The sequence below is a fragment of the Sulfurovum iocasae genome, assembly GCF_047716765.1.
In the GTDB taxonomy this organism is placed as follows: domain Bacteria; phylum Campylobacterota; class Campylobacteria; order Campylobacterales; family Sulfurovaceae; genus Sulfurovum.
The window spans coordinates 1-17,453 of sequence record NZ_CP180410.1 but is presented as its reverse complement, the minus strand read 5'-3'; the positions used below and the strand labels follow the sequence as shown (position 1 = coordinate 17,453).

The following is a 17,453-nucleotide window of genomic DNA, read 5'->3' as shown; positions in this document are numbered from 1 at the left end:
TTTAAAATTTTATGTTATCTTAAGAATATCTGCGTAACATGGTGAAAATCAATTAGGACTAATTTACTCCTAATTAAAATTGAATATCGTTTTCAAAGGAAAAATATGAACGTCTATTTAGACAATAATGCAACAACAATTGTTGATCCACAGGTTTTCGCTGAGATGGAACCTTATTTTGTACAAAAGTATGGTAACCCAAACTCGTTACACGCTTTTGCAAGTGACACACACCCAGGCATTAAAGCTGGTATGGAAAAGATCTATGCAGGCATTAACGCACATAGAGAAGACTCTGTAGTCATCACTTCTTGTGCAACGGAGAGTAATAACTGGGTACTTAAAAGTATCTATTTTGAGTACATTCTTACCGGTAGAAAAAACCACATCATGATCTCTGAAGTGGAACATCCATCTATTATTGCAACTGCAAAATTCCTTGAGAGCTTGGGTTGTAGAGTCACTTACCTTCCTATCAATCATGAAGGTCTTATTGATGTAGAGACTGTAAGAAATAACATCACAGATAAAACAGCACTGGTTTCCATTATGTGGGCGAACAATGAAACAGGTGCCATCTTCCCAGTTGAAGAAATTGGTGAACTGTGTGCTGAAAAAGGTGTACTTTTTCATACTGATGCAGTACAGGCCATAGGTAAACTACCTGTAAATGTACAGTTATTTAATGTTGACTATCTTACATTTTCTGCACATAAGTTCCATGGACCAAAAGGTGTAGGTGCACTTTACATGAAAAAAGGCAAAGAGTTAATACCTCTGCTTCACGGTGGTTCACAAATGGGTGGATACCGTTCCGGTACACTCAATGTTGCAGGTATCGTAGGTATGGGTAAAGCCATAGAAGCAGCAGTAGATGCACTTGACTTTGAGATGACAGAAGTTAGAGAAATGAGAGATGATTTTGAAGATGAACTCCTTAAAATAGAAGATACTTTTGTTGTTACTCCAAGAAAAAAGAGAACACCAAATACCATCCTTATCTCCTTTAGAGGTATCGAAGGTGAATCCATGTTATGGGATCTTAACCGTGCAGGTATTGGTGCGAGTACAGGTTCAGCTTGTGCAAGTGAAGACTTGGAAGCAAATTCAGTAATGGAAGCTATTGGTGCCGCAGAAGACTTGGCACATACTGCGATTCGTTTTTCACTGAGCCGCTATACAACACAAGAAGAGTTGGACTATACACTTAAAGTAGTTCAAGCAGCAGTAATAAGACTTAGAGGTATCTCAAGTTCATACGCATACGCCCCAGAAGGTCATGAATCAGGACTTGATTCACACCATCATTAAAATTGAATAGAATATAAAGGAAAATATTATGGGAATAGATAGTTTAATAGGCGGTACCATCTGGGATGAGTACAGCAATAAAGTAACAGATTTAATGAACAACCCACAAAATATGGGTGAGATCACACAAGAGCAGGCTGATGAAATGGGTGCGAAACTCATCGTAGCTGATTTTGGTGCAGAGAGTTGTGGAGATGCAGTAAGACTTTACTGGGCAGTACATCCAAAAAGTGATGTAATTATGTTATCAAAGTTCAAAAGTTTTGGTTGTGGTACAGCGATCGCATCTTCAGATACTATGGCTGAACTTTGTAAAGGTAAAACAGTTGATGAAGCGGTAAAGATCACAAACATTGATGTTGAGATGGCAATGCGTGACAATCCGGACACACCAGCCGTTCCACCTCAAAAAATGCACTGTTCTGTTATGGCTTATGATGTTATCAAAAAAGCTGCAGCACAGTACAAAGGTGTTGATATGGAGAGTTTTGAAGAAGAGATCATCGTGTGTGAATGTGCACGCGTAACACTCTCTACACTTCAAGAAGTGATCCGTCTTAATGACCTTACAACAGTAGAAGAGATCGCTGACTATACGAAAGCGGGAGCTTTCTGTAAATCATGTATCCGTCCTGGAGGACATGAAGCTAAAGATATCTATCTTGTTGACCTTCTTGAAGAGTATGAAAAAGAGAAGATGGCAAAAGCAGCTGATGCATCAGGTGAAGGTGGTGCAGAGTTCTCTGAAATGACTATCGTTCAGCGTATCAAAGCAGTGGATAAAGTGATCGATGACAATATCCGTCAAATGCTTATCATGGATGGTGGAGATATGGAAATTCTTGATATCAAAGAGAACGGTGAAAACATCGATATCTATATCAGATACTTAGGTGCTTGTAACGGTTGTGCATCTTCAAGTACAGGTACACTCTTTGCGATCGAAAATATTCTTAAAGAGAAACTTGATCAAAACATCAGAGTTTTACCTATCTAATTCCCCTTTTATCCCTTAGTTGGTGGAAAGATCCACCAACTACTTTGAAAATAATCTACCAATACCTCTTGCAAGCACAAAAACCACATATAACGCCAAAGTAAAGACCAATGGATGAAATGCTCCTATTCCATATGCTCCTGCTGATGGAAGAGCCATTACGTGATCTATGGGATGGCTTAGCCACTCTTTGAAATGCATACCTATGGCTAAAAATAAAAATAAGCCAATAAATACAGTAAGTTCTTTTTTCATATAAATTTCCTTGTAAAATATGGCATAATCATACCAAAATAAATACAATAATTATAGGAATATTCATAAAATTTATACTTATAATAGATATAATATGCACTTAACTAGAAAAGGTCACACAATATGCTAAACAAAGAACAGATTCAAGAAAAACTCACACAAGTCATCTACCCCGGTTTTACAAAAAATATTATAGATTTTGGTTTTGTAAAAGAGATCATGATCAAAGAGGGTCACATTAGCATAACGCTTGATATCCCATCCTCTGCACTTGAAATAGAAGATCAGCTTCGAGAAGAGATCACTAAACGTATCTCGGTACTGGGAGAATATCAAGTGGATGTCTCTGTCACGAAACCTAAAATGCCCAGAGAGACCAGTTCGCATGGTAAAAATGTACTGCCAAATATCCAAAACTTTATAATGGTCAGCTCTGGTAAAGGCGGTGTCGGCAAATCAACCACTACAGTCAATCTTGCTATTGCACTTGCACAACAGGGGAAAAGAGTAGGACTTCTTGATGTAGATATCTATGGACCGAATATCCCAAGGATGATGGGTATAGAGGGAGAACAACCTGTTTTTTTAGGAAAGAACATTAAACCGATCATGGCACATAATGTTCAAGTCATGTCCATTGGTTCACTGGTTGAGAGAGGTGCTTCTCTCATCTGGAAAGGTGCCATGGTCACTCAGGCTATAGAACAGATGCTCGAAGACATCTTGTGGGATAAACTCGATGTCCTGCTCTTTGACATGCCTCCAGGTACAGGAGATGCACAGTTGACCCTTGCACAGAGTTTACCTGTTACTACCGGAGTATGTGTCACTACCCCACAAAAAGTAGCACTGGATGACACAATACGCAGTATGGATATGTTCACACAACTGCATATTCCTATCGCAGGACTTGTTGAAAACATGAGTGGTTTTATCTGTCCTGATAGTGGCAAAGAGTACGATATCTTTGGGAAAGGTACAACCCAGCCTTTGGCTGATAATTACAATACTGAAGTATTAGGAGAGATACCTATAGAGCCTGCCATCAGAGAAGGAGGAGACAGTGGTCTGCCTATCACTGTTTTAGCACCTAATTGTGAAACTTCTAAACGTTATCAGGATATAGCGACTAAACTTTGGAAGACGGTACTTAAAGTCAATGAAGAAGGTGGAGTAAATAACGAGGAGATACAGCCTACGATCTTTTAGGTTGTATGAATAAAAAAAGATGTGCTAAAGTAGCACATCCTATAAAAACAGGTGGGCAAAGCCTCACCTGTTAATGATGTTCATCTTCATCAAGATTGAAGAATTTTGTTCCTGCATAATACATCGCAATACAGAGTCCCAATCCACCAAGAGAGATCATCATTTCCGTACCTGACGGGAAGTAGTGTATCCACTCCGGTGCAAGTTGATACTCTGTGGTTTTCATCATTTGAAGCGGTTTGAGTTGACTGTCGTGTACAAGATTGTACCGCATAAAAAAGATACCTACCATACCACTCATAGATGCCCAGAAAAGTGCAACCGGTGATCTACCCATATCTTTCAAGATCAAATAGAGTGGGATCAACATCGCCAATACAACCTCAGCCCAGAAAGTCCATGAACCTAAAATATGTACTGCAACTTCAGAACGGTTTGGCATACCGCCATAAATGTCTGTAAACATTTTCCATATAATAAAGAAAATGAGGATGGAAAGAAGCAGAGCCTGGATCTTAGCCAATCCTGTCAGCATGGTTTTTACTTTTTCAGGGAAATCAAGTTTATATCTGAAACCCATGATAATAAAGGCAATGAATACACCCGTGATAAATGCTGTCAATATGAAGTATGTTGGATAAAATACTCCATTTGCAATTGGTCTTGCATTAAGAAAACCAAATACAGAACCGAGGTTAGAGTGTGCTGCAAGACCTACCAATAGCCCAGTCAGTCCAAAAATCTTCGCTTTTTTCATATCGCCTTTTAATAAAAAGACAAATTCAATGATCATAAATGTCAAGTAAATACCGTAAAGCGTACCCATCCACCAAATGGCAGAGGTAAGCCCAGGGGTTAAGACATTGTAGATCAACATCGTAACAGGGTGACCTATCTCCACTGCAATAACAGCAAAGCCGGCTAATATAGTGACGATAGAGCCAAAGATAGCCCGTTTAGAGATAAGCATATAGTCTTTGAAACCAAAGACATCACCCAGTGAACCGATGATACACAGTCCTGTTGAACTTACAACAAAAAAGATATATACTGCAAGCAATAATCCCCATGGATGCTCTTTGGTTACATTATATGCATGATGTCCATGCATAAAAAAGAATGCAAGCCCCACGACAAATAGTGCCAAAAGTGCTACCGTGATAACGGCGATCAGATTATTTCTAGGCGTTTTTTCAAAATCGAGTAACTCTTTCATTCCTATCTTATTATAAGGAATCGTAGCAACAAAATCTTTTGCCTTGGCTATGATGCCTGTTTCTTCTGTTTTTTCTACTGTTTCTGACATGATGCACTCCTTATGTTAGATAGTATAGTTTTGGTTTAGTACCAAGATTTTCTTTAAGAGAAAAGTGTTCTCTAGTTCTAAGCAGTTCGCTGATCTCACTATCATAGTCATCCAAATCTCCAAAAGTTCTTACTTTTGTAGGACAGGTATTTTGACATGCCGTCGTTGTTTCACCTCTGTCGAGTCTTGTATCAGAACAGAAGTTACATTTATCCACTGTCATCGTTCTGTCATCAACATAACGTGCATCATAAGGACAGGCAACCATACAGTAACTACATAAGATACACTGATCACTATTGACTCTTACTACACCATTATCATCATAATATGTTGCATTCGTAGGACATACTTCCTGACAAGGAGCCTCTTCACAGTGTTGACACTGACTTGGCTGAAAACTGTTTGAAACGATATCCAAAAGTGGATACTCACCTTCTATCTCATTTACACCAACCCAAATTCTATGTTTATCTGCACCCATGAGAACACCGTTCTCTTCTTTACAGGCGACTTCACACGCTTTACAATTAATACAATTTTTATAATCTAAAGCCATTCCATATCTTGCCATGATTACACCTTCCTTATTTCAACATTTGTTTCATGCATTGCTGCAGCACCATAAACCGGTTCTAAAACATCTTCTATGACTGCGTTGTCATTACCACCATTTTTATAGGCCCAAGTCAATGCTGAACTCTCTTCACCAAAACCATGGATAAAGAAAACTTGATTTGGTGCCATTTTTTCTGTCGGATATGCTTTAATGGTCGTAGAACCTGTTCTGCTTTTCACTTCAACTGTATCACCAAAAGCGATACCCTGCTCTTTAGCCACACGCTTATTGATCCAGATATAGTTTTCAGGCATTAAGTCTCTTAACACAACATTGTTGGATGTTCCACTCTGTGTATATTGGGCATGTCTTCCTGTAATAAGTCTAAACTTACCATCTGGCACAGTAAAATTATATTCCTCTTTCCATGTTGGCATAGCATCAATACCCTTCTTTGCCAAGCTTGCAAGGTTACACTCAAGTTTCCCTGATGATGTTTTAAGCTTACCACCACCTACACTATATGCCTTCTCTTTCTCAGGATAATACTGATGCACATTAGCAGAGAGTTGTTTATAATACGTATCCATTTTAGGATAATAAACCCCATGCTCTTTCAATGCTTCAGCCGCACCATGATAATCATGTACCGCATGCTCATTGACTTCTTCCTGATCATGTGCATAGATCTGAGTCATATCAAACTCTGCGTTGTAGTACTCATCTTCAGTTGATTCTGCTATTCCGTCTTTTACTTCATCATCATACTTTTTAGTAATATCAAAAAGTGGTCTGGAGAGCTGAGCTGTCAACCCACGTAATATTTCATTGACCGGTTTTGTCTCATACATTGGATCCACAACTTTATTTCTTTGTGCTATAGACGGCTCTACTCCACCAAATGTTTTCACAGGATCCGTTCTCTCAAGGTATGTACACTCTGGAAGTACTACATCAGCATACATTACTGTATCACTTGGCATTGTATCTATACATACAACAAGTTCCATCTGTTTAAGCATCTCAGCAGTTTTAGCAGTATTTGGCATATTTTGCATAGGGTTATGCTTATAACAGAACATTCCACGAACTTTATAAGGCATTTTACCCTCTAAAAATCTGTTTCTCCAACCTAACCATGAACCACCACCAGAGACAACAGCACAATCATCATATCCAGCTTCACTTTTTGTAACAGCTCTTGCTCTAGCTTTATCATACATAGGGATTAATGTTTCATGCCCTTTAATGGATATTTTATCACCAAAGATAAGTCCACCTTTAGTATCGATTCCACCACCAAGTCCCTGGAAGATAGCCATAGCACGACGAAGTTGGAAGTCATTTTGGGCAAATGTACTTCTTCTTCCCGGATAATAGACTGCTTTAGGAGCATGAGACATAAACTCTCTTGCTATTTTATATATCTCTTTTGCTTTGATGTTTGTAAGAGGTTCTGCCCATTCCGGTGTATATTTATTTGAAAGTACATGTGATTTATACTCTTCAAACCCATTGAAGTGAGCTTCTATATATGCTTTATTGTAAAGCTCTTCATTCAACACAACATATGTCAATGCTAAAACAAATGCCAAGTCTGTCCCCGGATTGATCGCTAACCATTTGTCTGCTTTTGCAGCTGTATTGGTAAACCGTGGATCAACACAGATAAGTTTTGCACCTCTTCCTTTTGTTCTTTTGAAAAGATCCATAGTATCTGGTGTTACAATTGCTTCAGCTCTATTGGCACCCGCCATGATGACATACTCTGCATTATCCAGATCAGCTTGAGGATATGCACCGATAGTTACACCATATCCTGATGCTACTGTCTGCAAACAGATAGAAGCATGGTTAAGCCAGTTGGCTGAACCAAATGCTTCATAAAAAGTTTTGAATGTATGTTCAGCCATTCCTTCACCTGCACAGAAAAGAAATGATGAACGGTTGTCTTTCTCTTCATCCAGGATCTTAGTAGTCTTTTCAGTAATATACTTAAAGGCTTCATCCCAAGTTACTTTTTTGAACTTACCCTCACCCTTCTCACCTATACGGATCATTGGATGTTTAAGTCTATCTGGATCATACAGTGCCTGGATCCCTGCATTACCTCTTGGACATAACATATTTTTTGATTTTGGGAACATAGGGTTTGGATCCAGTTTAGTCACCACCCCATCTTCAACTCTGGCTATAGCCGCACACTTATTTACACACATTTCACATAGTGTAGGGATATTCTTAACCTCTTTTGCAGCACCTGTTTTGGTCGTAATGGTCAGCGTTTTATCATGCGCATCACTGCTTGCAAAAAGATTTGTTGCACTTATTGCTGTTCCTCCAGCAACACTCATCGCAACCGTTCCTTGCAGAAACTTCCGTCTCGACATTTCAACTTGCATAAGCACTCCTCCTTCTATAAATAGTTTTACATTATAAATAGGACAAATTTACTCCTATTTATAAGTATATATTATATCTTATAGTAGTTTTACTTATGAAACTATGATTTAAATCAATTATTAACGTTTTTATAGAAAATATGTGTAGTTTTTTCGTCATATATTTATTGAACTCAAAATATATAGCAGTATAATAAAAATTGTATTTTGTATTTGTATTTAGGATATTTGTAAAAAGTTATGGGTTTAAGGACGATAAATAATATTCATATCATCCATAATACCTTGATCAAAATCTTTATGACAGGCTATACAATTTGACTTGTCTTTGATCTTTTTTTGTTTATACACAGATTTTGGGATATCTTTATGTGTCTCTCTCCAATATGGTGTTTTTGTAATATTTTTTGGTCGTCGTTCTCCCAGAGAGTGCATAACTTTAACAGCAGCCTCACGCTTGCTTGTCTCAGCAGCATTTTGAGTTAAAAATTCTAATATAGAAGCCTGTTGAGACTTGGTAATATTGGCTTCCGTTATCTCTTCTCCACGATGATTATCTAAACTTGACATGATTTTCTGCCATGATCTTTTTGGAAGCATATAAGGCGGATACACTTTATGGCAGTCTCCACACTCATTATAGAAAACAGGATGCATCTCTTCATAATCAATATTGGTATATTTTTGTAAAGTTAAAAAATTATAGTTACTACTGACAATGAAAAAATACGTACCAATTGCTATCAAAATCGTCGAGTAAGCAAAGAAAGACAGAATTGGTTTAACTTTAGTATCTTCACCTTCAGTTCTTTTATATCCAGTGATCATCGCAAAGACCATACCCGTTCTATGCCAAAACTGTTCCACCATAACACCTGCGATATGGATAAAAACCCAGGCAGCAAATAGATAAGAAGCATACTTATGTACCCATGCCAAAATACCTATATACTGCGTATAGTCACTGTTTAAAAAACGAAAAAGACCTTTTGCTTCCTGTACACCATACAGCAACAATCCTGATACTACGATCACTGTACCTACAGTTAATGCCCATACGGTAAACCAACTTGATGCAGGATTGTGTCCCGCAGGTATTTTTCTCCATCTGTTTTGTACTTTTTCAACAAAATAATGTTTGAGTTGGGAAGGTCTGAGTTTGAAAGTATTAAAAGTAGCATATTGAGGTCCTATAATACCCCATATAATTCTATAAATGATAATAGTTAAAAAGATGAAGCCAAGTGCCACATGATCATGTAACATATGTTCATAAAAAGAGGTGATAAATGCTGTTGTAAAAGAGAGTGCCATCATCCAATGGATAATTCTGGTACCGATAGGCCAGACAAATACATGTCCTTCTTTTTTATTCATGTTATTATTCCATAATATAAAGTTATGATCTTTATAAGATTAACATAATTTTATATAAGAACAGTTACTTTTGAGAAAATTAAGTAGTAATTTTTGAGGAATGTTTCAGAGAAGAGCAACTCTTCTCTGAGTGACATTTTTAGTGTGCTGCCGGTGCTTCAGCTGCTGGAGCTGTTTTTGGTGGCATTTTATAGAAATTCTTCTCTATATATACAGCCATTGCTTTAGGATCATAATCAAACCCTTTCTCTAGAAGTTTCTGCATATTATGTGCCATCTTATCATGCTCAGTTCCTGATGACATGGTAAGACCTTCATTTTTAACATCATAGAGGTCAAGCTCCAACTCACCCGCTTGTCTATCGTTCATAGGTGGTGTTTTTTTCTCAGTTAAACCTTCTGCTTTCTCACCGTGACATTTATAGCAGGATTGTGTATATACTTCTCCTGCTGTTTTTGCATATGTTTTTGCTACTGATGAACTTGGTGTATCTGTACCACATCCGTTTAGTCCAAAAAGAGTCGCTATTGATAATAGTACTACTGTTGTTTTCTTCATTCTTTCTCCTTCTCTTCTATTATGCTCTACCAGAGAGCATACCGTATTGTGTCATTGGCTTAAGTGCGTAAACTTTAAGCAACCACCAGATCCATCTTTCCTGTGTAGGGTCAAGAGGGAATGAAGGTGTCGGTTTTTTACTCCAGTCAAACTCTGCAAGCATAACCGTACCAATACTAGTAATCAATGGACAAACTGTATATCCACCATACTGTGCTGTTGGTTCTTTACCGTTCATCATAGAGATAATATTTTCTGCTACTACTTTATATTGCTTTCTAGCTGATCCACCTGTTTTACCCATAGGTACCGCAGCGATATCACCCAATGCATATACATTAGGGAACTTAACATGCTGAAGTGTCTCTTTCTTTACAGGTACCCAACCTTTAGCTGAACCAACAGGAGAATTAGCGATCTCTTCTGCTGCTTTCATAGGTGGTGTAATGTGAAGAAAGTCAAACTCTTTTTCTATAGTTTCTGCTTTCATTACGATTGAATACTCTTCAAGATCCTCATCCCAAGGACCTTTTTCTTTCCAATGTCTGTTAAATGTAGCCACTTTTTTTACCGGATCAACAGCGATAAGATTATGTCTGTAGTTCCATTTCATATCTCTAGCTTCAAATTGATTCACGATCGCATCATGATATTCTTTAACACCGAACATTTTACTACCGTTTGGATAGAATGTAAGTTCTGCATTATCTCTTGCACCTGCTTCTCTAAGTCTTGCATCTGTTAGATACATGATCTTTTTAGGAGCACCACCACATTTGATTGGTGTATTAGGGTGAGTAAAGATACCTTTTACTTTTTTACCGCTCTTTGCATCTGCAATGAATTTTTGCATCTCTGTCCAAGTATCTGCTGCACCATTCCCGAAGTAGATCGAAGTAATTCCATTTTTACCAATTACTTTTCTTACTGCAGAATCATCACCTCTTGAAGTGATAGTACTGTCAATACCAAGACCTTGAATACGTGCATAGTCAAGTGAAAGGCCCGCGGCAATAACCATATAGTCATATTTAAGTGTTTTTCCACCAGATGTTTTCACTGTATTGTTTTCAGGATCAAACTCAACTGCTTTTTCTTTAATAAGTGTTACACCACTTGGCACAAAGTCATCTCTTTGGTACGTAACATCACTTGGATCCCATATACCGGCACCAACCAATGTTTGCCCTGGCTGATATGATGTAGATGTAGCCGTTGGCTCAAGTACTGTAATATCCGGATTATCCAAAGAGTTTGTAAAGAGTGCTGCTGTTGACATTCCAGCCAATCCACCACCAATGATCAAGATCTTTGCTTTAACCGCAGAACTTCCTGCAGTTGCTTCAGTTGCAACACCACTACCCATAAGCATTGCAGCTCCACCTGCACCAAACATCTTCATCGCATCACGACGAGACACTCCTTCATTTTTAAAGTGTGCATCTATAAGGTCCATACCCTCTTTTAGCATTTTTTTATCCAAAACTACTCCTTTATATTGTTAATAGTTGTTTATTCTACATCAATTAATATAAATATTTCTTAAAAGTGTAATAAGTTTTATATAATATTATATATACAAATATTAATTATAAATAATATATATAATATTCTCTATAAAGTGGATCTTTATGTCAAAAATTGTCAAAATCAGACTGTTATTTTATCTATCATAAGCTGTAAATTTACATTTCCTCTAAAATGATTTTCATTAACAGTGTAGGTGAGAGTCACCTTTTGACCTGCTTGGAACACTTCTTTACTCTTAAACTTCACACCTTGCATCACGATACCATCTTGTGCAAATAAAAAGCGCAAATGTTCACCCTCTTTACCCATACTGTCTGCTTGAAGTATCTCTACATTGGTTGAGATGAATTTTGGTCTTAGATTTCCTTGTCCATAAGGTTCATACTTTTTCACCAAAGTAGTGAGATCAAAAGAGATATTTGAAAAGTGTAGATCTCCTACTATATCCGGATCAACAATTTCTTTAATATATTCACCTTTGGCAAAATTTTTCTGTACTTGCATTTTAAAAGCTTCCAAGCTCTTTTTTTGTAAGCTGAGCCCTATCGCTGCCTGATGTCCTCCAAACTTCTCTAAATGCTCTCTACAGCCATCTACAATGCCAAAAAGATCACACTCTCCAAAACTTCTGCCACTCCCTTTTAAAAACCCCTCTTCATTTTGGGTTAGAACAATGCAGGGTTTTTCGCATGCTCGTGCCACTCTGGCAGCAACAATACCCACAACTCCTTCATGCCACGCTTCACCTACTACTACAATCACTTCATCATTGTGATCAACTTGTAGCATTGCTTTTTGTGTGATATCCTGTTCTGTGGCTTTTCTAGCTGTATTAAAATCAATAAGACGTTCTAATCTTACTCTTGCATCATAAATATTTTTTGAAGCTAAAAAATCTACCGCAAATGAAGCATCTTCCATACGCCCTGCACTGTTAAGTATAGGTGCTAAAAAGAAAGCAATGTCTTCTGAATTTAATATTGATTTTTGACTATGTTCCAAATACACTTTTATGGCAGGTTTTGTACTTTTACTAAGAGCTTTTGTACCTGCTATTACCATTGCTCTGTTGATATGCTGTAAAGGCATCATATCTGCAATAATGGCAATGGAAACAAGTTCCATATAGTCCATCATGTTTATCTTCACATTTAAAGCATTTTTTAAAGAAGCAATAAGATACCAGGCTATTTGTGCGCCGCACACATCAGAGTATGGAAATTCACAAGCCTCTTGTTTCTGGTCTATAATGGCATAAGCTTCAGGTACCTCTGGTGCCAAAAGGTGATGATCTGTAATGATGAGATCTATCCCCTCTTCTTTACAAAGTTTTGCTGCATAGACTGCTGAGATACCGTTATCTACAGTAATGGCTAGATCTGTACCAAGAATACGAGGAATGATATTTATAGAGAGTCCATATCCATCTCTAAAACGATTAGGTATGATCCATTCTACAGGATACTCGATCTCATCAAAAAAAAGTTTCATAAGTGTAGTAGAAGTCACACCATCCACATCATAGTCACCGATGATAGTAATTTTCTCTTTGTTTTTTATAGCATCTACAATACGTGCAGTTGCTCTATCCATATCTTTAAAAGTAGAAGGTTGGGGAAGGTCTTTTAAAGAGAGAAATCCCTCTTTAAAACGTTCTTGTAAAAGTGTTTCTAACGTTGTAAACGTTAATTTTTTATGCATCTATATTTTTATGTTTAAGAGAAGCATCTACAAATGCCAAAATAGAAGGATTCACATTTTGAAGTCTTGAAGTAAATTCCGGGTGAAACTGAACCCCTAAGAACCATGGATGATCCACTACTTCAACTGCCTCAATAAGTCCATGAGATTCACCTGTGATATCCATACCATTAGCTTCAAGTGCTTCTCTATATTTAGGGTTCGCCTCATAACGGTGTCTATGTCTTTCAAAGATCATTGGTGCATCATATGCTGCTCTTAGGTTCGAACCCTCTTTTGTTTCACATTCATACTCACCAAGACGCATCGTTCCGCCCATTGGAGATGTTTTTGTTCTTACCTGTTTTGAGCCACTGGCATCTATAAACTCATCAATAAGATAAATAAGCGGATCAGACGTGTTTTCATTAAATTCCACAGAGTTTGCATCTTCAAGTTTCAATACATTCCTAGCAAACTCTACCATAGAAAGTTGCATCCCAAGACAGATACCAAGGAAAGGAATTTTCTCTTCTCTTGCATATTGAATAGCTTGAATTTTACCTTCAATTCCACGCTCACCAAAGCCACCTGCAACCAAAATACCATCACAATCATTGAGGAATTTTTGTGCACCATCTTCTTCTATTTTTTCAGAGTCTACCCATTTGATGTTCACTCTACTATCAAGATGCGCACCAGCATGGATAAGTGCTTCAGTAAGTGATTTGTAAGACTCTTTAAGATCTAAATATTTTCCGACAAATGCAATTTTCATCTCATCACTAGGCATAATGATCTTATGTACCAGATCACTCCACTCGTCCATTTTTGGTTCACAAGTTTCAAGTTCTAACTGTTTACAAATAGGTGTAAGCATGTCTTGTCGTAAAAAGTTAAGAGGCACTTGATAAATGGTTGAAGCATCTTCTGCAACAATGACAGAGTCTTCTTCTACATCACAGCTATAAGCGATCTTTCGTTTAATTTCAGCAGATACAGGTACTTCAGCTCTAAGTACAAGCATATGAGGAGCAATACCGATACGTCTAAGCTCTTGTACAGAGTGTTGGGTAGGTTTTGTTTTAAGTTCACCGGCTGCTTTAATATAGGGTAAAAGTGTCACATGTATATTCATTACTTTTGTTTTACCAAGTTCATGTTTCATTTGTCGGATCGTTTCAAGAAATGGGAGACCTTCTATATCACCTGTTGTACCACCAAGTTCAACGATAAGGATATCTTTTCCTTCACCAGCACGAATAATACGTTCTTTTATCTCATTAACAATATGAGGAACCACTTGAATGGTTTTTCCAAGATATTTCCCTTTTCTTTCATTTTCTATGACTGTTTTATAAACAAGTCCTGTTGTAAAGTTGTTATTTTGAGTCAGTGATGTATCTAAAAAACGTTCGTAGTGTCCTAGATCAAGATCTGTTTCTGCACCATCTTTGGTTACAAAAACTTCTCCATGTTCAAGAGGTGACATGGTTCCGGGGTCAACATTAATATAAGGATCAAGCTTAAGTACGCCTACTCGTTGTCCTGTATGCTTAAGAAGTGTTCCTACACTTGCTGCTGTAATTCCTTTTCCCAATGAACTTAATACACCACCTGTAACAAAAATATATTTTGTTGTAATTTCACTCATTTAATATTTCCCTTTAATTTACGCAACAATTGGCATAATAATCGTAATAAAATTATCGTCTTTCACAATAAACGGTAAAGATGGCTCATTGAATTCTATAGTAAATTCATTTTTATCAATTTGTGAAATAAAATCTAAAATATATTTACTGTTAAATGAGAGTTCAAATTTTTCATCTAAACCTGTATGGAGTTCCAATTCTGTTTTGGCTTCTACATTATCTGCACTTAAAGAGTTAAAGATAATAGCATCCGAAAGTAGCGTCATTTTAATTTCTTGAGAAATAGTAGTGATCATTTTAATGGCATCCAACATCTCTTTTTTAGGAAGAGTGATTGCATGTTTAACAGTCGAAGGTACAATTCTTTGATAATCAGGGAATTTACCATTGATGAGTCTGGTATAGAAATAATAATTTTCATTTGAAATAATAAGATTTGTTTCATCAAAGTAGATATCAATTTGATCTAAAAAAAGTTTTTGTATTTCTAAAATAGCTTTTTTAGGAACGATTAAAGAGAGTTCTTCACTGTTTGAACTTTGAATCGTTGCAATAGCTAATCTTCTGGTATCTGTACCTACGAGATCTGTAGAATCATTTTTAATATTGATAAGAGCACCGTTAAGTTCAAATTTTGGATTGTTTGTATCTATGGCTGGTGAGATTTTCTTAAGATTTTGTATAAGGCTTAAAGAGTCCAAAGTAATTTGAGGTTTATCTTCTGCAGTAGGGAAACCTGGATAAGAGTCAGGATCAAATGTCGGTAATTTGAATTTAGAGTGTTTTTGTTTGATAATAAGTGTATTGTCTAAAAGTTCCAAAACAATTTCATCATCTTTTAAAATACGAATGATGTCAAGTAATTTTTTACCGTTTGCAGTAAATGAACCTTCAGATTCGATCATAATATGATCAGTAACAATTTTTAAACCTATCTCTCCATCTGTTGCCTTAACAATACATTTATCATTTTGTGAGTTAAATAGTATATGTGATGTAATTTGACTTGCATCTTTTTTTTCTAAAAAAGGTTGTAGATTGATGAGTATTGACTCTATAATTTGCTTTTGTGCTCTTATCTTCATAGACTCCCCTTATTTTTAATAATTTAGTACGTAGTAGTAGTTTGACATGAAAATGTGAAAAACTACTTTATTGCCTGTGTTACCGTTGTTTTTATGAATGTTTAACTTTTTTAAAGATTCACATTTATTCACTTCTAAAATTATATCTTTTTTTTATTCAAGTTTTTAGAGGTGTTCTTTATTTCATTTTGGATCAAGTATTGGAATTTTGAGTATCTGTATTCACTTTGTTTGAAAGTTCTTCTAATAATACTTTAAAATTTTCATCATTGTCTATGATCTCATTGATCTTTTTCATTGCATGTGAAATAGCAGTATGGTCCTTCATTCCAAAATATAAAGCAATTTGAGGCATAGAATTTGGTGTAAGATTTCGAGCTAAATAGATGGCTGTTCTTCTGGCATTGACGACAGCTTTGGTACGTTTTTTTGATTTGATATCAGAAGGTTTTATGTTGAGTTCACGAGAGACGATCTTCACAATATCATCAATGGTAATATTTTCTTTTTTCTCTTTGAGTTGATCTTTGATGGCATTTTGTGCAAAATCCAAAGTGATCTCTTGATTTAACATAGAAGATAGAGCATTGAGTTTAATGATCGTACCTTCAATTTCACGTATGTTATCACCCATATGTGTAGCGATAAAGTTGATGATCTCATGGTTAAGTTTTATCCCATCCAATTCACATTTTTTTTGAATAATGGCAATTTTTGTTTCAAGTCCGGGAGGTTGGATATCTGCCATGAGACCCCACTCAAAACGACTTTTAAGTCTATCAACTAATCCAGCTATTTTATTAGGTTGTCTGTCTGAAGTGATCACAATTTGTTTATTGGCATTATAGAGTTCATTAAAGGTGTGAAAGAATTCTTCCTGCGTCTGTTCTTTACGGCTTAAAAATTGTATATCATCTATAAGCAGCAGGTCACACTCTCTAAACTTATCTCTAAATCTATCCATCGTTTGGGAACGCAAATGAGAAGTAAATGAGTTCATGAATTGTTCAAGTGTAGTGTAAATAACCGTTTTACCCAAATCTATATGATAATTACCTATGGCTTGCAGCAAGTGTGTTTTACCTAATCCTACGCCACCATAGATAAAGAGTGGATTGTATTGTTTACCAGGTTTTTCTGCTACAGATTTTGCTGTTGTGTATGCAAACTGGTTAGAGTCCCCTACGATAAAGCTGTCAAAAGTAAGAGAGGGATTTAAATAGGTACTTTTAGAAGTGCTTTTTTCATTACTTTGCTTGCTTACTGCTATAGGGGTTTGTTTCGTTTGTTTGCCTACGGTAATTTCTATTTCAGGTTTTATTTCATTCTGAAGTTCAAAAAGGTGTATAAGTTTATCAGTATATTTGGTTTTAACCCATTTTGCTATAAGCATATTGGGTGCAGAAAAATAAACCATATTGCTTCGTGAGTGTTTTGTATCATAGATCAGTTTTTTGATATAGCGTTCATATTCTGTTTCACTGATCTCTTTTTTAAGTTCATAAAGTATTTTTTGCCCAATATTCAT

The 17,453-nt window shown here is 36.5% G+C and carries 14 protein-coding genes; 3 read left to right on the top strand and 11 right to left on the bottom strand.

Annotated elements, in window-relative coordinates:
- Positions 1 to 105 precede the first annotated feature (105 nt).
- Together ACLHDG_RS00070 and ACLHDG_RS00065 are read left to right on the top strand one after the other, a co-directional pair.
- Entirely contained in the window at positions 106 to 1,311 is a 1,206-nt protein-coding gene (locus ACLHDG_RS00070) for a NifS family cysteine desulfurase (RefSeq protein ID WP_415406960.1), read from the top strand.
- 28 nt (positions 1,312 to 1,339) lie between these two features.
- A complete protein-coding gene (locus tag ACLHDG_RS00065) occupies positions 1,340 to 2,308 on the top strand; it encodes an iron-sulfur cluster assembly scaffold protein (RefSeq protein WP_415406959.1) in 969 nt (322 codons plus the stop codon).
- A gap of 39 nt (positions 2,309 to 2,347) precedes the next feature.
- Here ACLHDG_RS00065 and ACLHDG_RS00060 read toward each other — a convergent pair whose 3' ends face one another.
- Positions 2,348 to 2,563 (bottom strand): hypothetical protein, encoded by a 216-nt coding sequence (locus ACLHDG_RS00060; RefSeq protein ID WP_415406958.1) that lies wholly within the window; start codon positions 2,561 to 2,563, stop codon positions 2,348 to 2,350.
- A gap of 123 nt (positions 2,564 to 2,686) precedes the next feature.
- Here ACLHDG_RS00060 and ACLHDG_RS00055 point away from each other — a divergent pair, with 123 nt between their 5' ends.
- The gene (locus ACLHDG_RS00055) at positions 2,687 to 3,772 is read left to right on the top strand and encodes a P-loop NTPase (protein WP_415406956.1); all 1,086 of its coding nucleotides are present in this window, start codon (positions 2,687 to 2,689) and stop codon (positions 3,770 to 3,772) included.
- A gap of 70 nt (positions 3,773 to 3,842) precedes the next feature.
- On the opposite strand, the gene nrfD is transcribed toward ACLHDG_RS00055, so the two are convergent.
- The 10 genes from nrfD to dnaA all read right to left on the bottom strand — a co-directional run bounded on the left by nrfD (position 3,843) and on the right by dnaA (position 17,453).
- Positions 3,843 to 5,078: an NrfD/PsrC family molybdoenzyme membrane anchor subunit gene (gene nrfD, locus ACLHDG_RS00050; RefSeq protein WP_415406954.1), complete on the bottom strand. Its 1,236-nt coding sequence runs from the start codon at positions 5,076 to 5,078 to the stop codon at positions 3,843 to 3,845.
- A gap of 10 nt (positions 5,079 to 5,088) precedes the next feature.
- A complete protein-coding gene (locus ACLHDG_RS00045) occupies positions 5,089 to 5,652 on the bottom strand; it encodes a 4Fe-4S dicluster domain-containing protein (protein ID WP_415406953.1) in 564 nt (187 codons plus the stop codon).
- A gap of 2 nt (positions 5,653 to 5,654) precedes the next feature.
- Complete coding sequence (locus ACLHDG_RS00040) at positions 5,655 to 8,039, bottom strand: molybdopterin-dependent oxidoreductase (RefSeq protein WP_415406952.1); 2,385 nt, start codon at positions 8,037 to 8,039, stop codon at positions 5,655 to 5,657.
- A gap of 246 nt (positions 8,040 to 8,285) precedes the next feature.
- The gene (locus ACLHDG_RS00035) at positions 8,286 to 9,416 is read right to left on the bottom strand and encodes a cytochrome b/b6 domain-containing protein (RefSeq protein ID WP_415406951.1); all 1,131 of its coding nucleotides are present in this window, start codon (positions 9,414 to 9,416) and stop codon (positions 8,286 to 8,288) included.
- 139 nt (positions 9,417 to 9,555) lie between these two features.
- On the bottom strand, positions 9,556 to 9,975 hold the full coding sequence (locus ACLHDG_RS00030; protein ID WP_415406950.1) for a c-type cytochrome: 420 nt from the start codon (positions 9,973 to 9,975) through the stop codon (positions 9,556 to 9,558).
- A gap of 19 nt (positions 9,976 to 9,994) precedes the next feature.
- Positions 9,995 to 11,458, bottom strand: coding sequence for an NAD(P)/FAD-dependent oxidoreductase (locus tag ACLHDG_RS00025; protein ID WP_415406949.1), 1,464 nt, complete (start codon positions 11,456 to 11,458; stop codon positions 9,995 to 9,997).
- Between the two features lie 167 nt (positions 11,459 to 11,625).
- The gene (gene recJ / locus ACLHDG_RS00020; protein WP_415406948.1) at positions 11,626 to 13,206 is read right to left on the bottom strand and encodes a single-stranded-DNA-specific exonuclease RecJ; all 1,581 of its coding nucleotides are present in this window, start codon (positions 13,204 to 13,206) and stop codon (positions 11,626 to 11,628) included.
- Positions 13,199 to 14,839 (bottom strand): CTP synthase, encoded by a 1,641-nt coding sequence (locus ACLHDG_RS00015; RefSeq protein ID WP_415406947.1) that lies wholly within the window; start codon positions 14,837 to 14,839, stop codon positions 13,199 to 13,201. Before ACLHDG_RS00015 ends, recJ begins: the two co-directional genes overlap by 8 nt.
- An 18-nt stretch (positions 14,840 to 14,857) precedes the next feature.
- Positions 14,858 to 15,925 carry a DNA polymerase III subunit beta gene (gene dnaN / locus ACLHDG_RS00010; RefSeq protein ID WP_415406946.1) on the bottom strand — a complete coding sequence of 356 codons (1,068 nt, stop codon included), beginning with the start codon at positions 15,923 to 15,925 and terminating at the stop codon, positions 14,858 to 14,860.
- A gap of 193 nt (positions 15,926 to 16,118) precedes the next feature.
- A complete protein-coding gene (dnaA, locus tag ACLHDG_RS00005) occupies positions 16,119 to 17,453 on the bottom strand; it encodes a chromosomal replication initiator protein DnaA (protein WP_415406945.1) in 1,335 nt (444 codons plus the stop codon).

Bases quoted from the DNA above. Each gene is read 5' to 3' on its own strand.
- ACLHDG_RS00070 (WP_415406960.1), top strand. From the start codon at position 106: ATGAACGTCTATTTAGACAATAATGCAACAACAATTGTTGATCCACAG.
- ACLHDG_RS00065 (WP_415406959.1), top strand. From the start codon at position 1,340: ATGGGAATAGATAGTTTAATAGGCGGTACCATCTGGGATGAGTACAGC.
- ACLHDG_RS00060 (WP_415406958.1), bottom strand. From the start codon at position 2,563: ATGAAAAAAGAACTTACTGTATTTATTGGCTTATTTTTATTTTTAGCC.
- ACLHDG_RS00055 (WP_415406956.1), top strand. From the start codon at position 2,687: ATGCTAAACAAAGAACAGATTCAAGAAAAACTCACACAAGTCATCTAC.
- nrfD (WP_415406954.1), bottom strand. From the start codon at position 5,078: ATGTCAGAAACAGTAGAAAAAACAGAAGAAACAGGCATCATAGCCAAG.
- ACLHDG_RS00045 (WP_415406953.1), bottom strand. From the start codon at position 5,652: ATGGCAAGATATGGAATGGCTTTAGATTATAAAAATTGTATTAATTGT.
- ACLHDG_RS00040 (WP_415406952.1), bottom strand. From the start codon at position 8,039: ATGCAAGTTGAAATGTCGAGACGGAAGTTTCTGCAAGGAACGGTTGCG.
- ACLHDG_RS00035 (WP_415406951.1), bottom strand. From the start codon at position 9,416: ATGAATAAAAAAGAAGGACATGTATTTGTCTGGCCTATCGGTACCAGA.
- ACLHDG_RS00030 (WP_415406950.1), bottom strand. From the start codon at position 9,975: ATGAAGAAAACAACAGTAGTACTATTATCAATAGCGACTCTTTTTGGA.
- recJ (WP_415406948.1), bottom strand. From the start codon at position 13,206: ATGCATAAAAAATTAACGTTTACAACGTTAGAAACACTTTTACAAGAA.
- ACLHDG_RS00015 (WP_415406947.1), bottom strand. From the start codon at position 14,839: ATGAGTGAAATTACAACAAAATATATTTTTGTTACAGGTGGTGTATTA.
- dnaN (WP_415406946.1), bottom strand. From the start codon at position 15,925: ATGAAGATAAGAGCACAAAAGCAAATTATAGAGTCAATACTCATCAAT.
- dnaA (WP_415406945.1), bottom strand. From the start codon at position 17,453: ATGAATATTGGGCAAAAAATACTTTATGAACTTAAAAAAGAGATCAGT.